1 protein-coding gene and 1 pseudogene are annotated in these 1,070 nt (G+C 48.6%); one reads left to right on the top strand and one right to left on the bottom strand.

All coding sequences use genetic code 11. The features are described from left to right. The coding region (locus WKT10_RS15875) for a hypothetical protein (protein ID WP_340278047.1) at window positions 1-571 on the top strand (571 nt) is incomplete at its 5' end. 45 nt (window positions 572-616) lie between these two features. Here WKT10_RS15875 and WKT10_RS15880 read toward each other — a convergent pair. Beyond that, window positions 617-1,070, bottom strand: a pseudogene (locus tag WKT10_RS15880) (helix-turn-helix domain-containing protein); the annotation flags it as partial.

A 1,070-nucleotide genomic window follows, 5' to 3' on the forward strand; every position in this document is an offset into this window, starting at 1 on the left:
CGCCACTGATGATGAATATGAGGAAATTGCTCAAACCATCCGGCATGATTTGGTGTACAGCCAGTATGGACAGGATGTTGAAAACCTTATCCGCTATATCCCGAATACGGCTGACGGTTGCTGTCTGGAACGGGAGCTACCGGAGCGTATCAATCTGGTTTTCCTAAATACCGGTGCAGCCTATGGGTTGGAAATATTCGATAATACCGAGCCGATTGAGAGCCAACGGGAAAGAGGCAGCACAATGATTACCTCTGGATATGATGAAATCAGCGAAGCTCACTTAATGATGATGTCAAATCCCAATAGCGGCAGCGCTACCGCTTCCATTGACCGGGGACGGGGCATTGTGAGCGCCCACAAAATGAAAACACATTTTTGTGATGATTGTATCCGGGAAATCCTGACTAGTGTTGAAGATGAATTTATAGACGAAGCTGTGATTTATGACGCAGAGGAAAAGACCTTTTACCCTGTCACAGAAGGGGACTTGCAAATCGGGGACTATGCTTTCCACACTTACTATGAGGATGGCAGCTATGAAATAGAAATTGCATATACCGGCGAATAAAAGACGCTGCCGTTGTAGGAACACCCATTCCCACAACGGCAGTTTTCATTTCCAAGGTCTGCGCCGGAAATTCATGCCGGAGTGTTTGATAAGCGGGGACTTGCGGAACAGCTTTTTCAAGGTGGTGCGTTCTTCTTCCGAGAGCCGCTTATATTTAAGCTGGAACGCCTTGCAGAATATCTCTGTAAATTGCTGCACCCTGTCCCCCGGCGATTGCATAGCCTTTTGGACTTCCCGGATCAGCTCATCGGCGGGCGTGGTATCCGGCGCACTTTCACTGTCATTTTCGTGTGCCTTGCGTATGTCATGGAGAATGGTGTCCCATGTTTTATGTGTCACATGGCAGAAAAAATCTTCTTCCTCTACCTGACAGGCTTCCAATACTTTGATTGCCCGGTCTGCCGCCGCTTCGGGATGTGCTTCCAGTATCATAGCCCGCACAGCAGCCAGCGAACTGTTCATGTCATGGAAACGCATGGTTGCTATCCCGTCCACATAG

The sequence above is a fragment of the Enterocloster sp. HCN-30185 genome, assembly GCF_037890305.1.
Classification (GTDB): Bacteria; Bacillota; Clostridia; order Lachnospirales; family Lachnospiraceae; genus Enterocloster.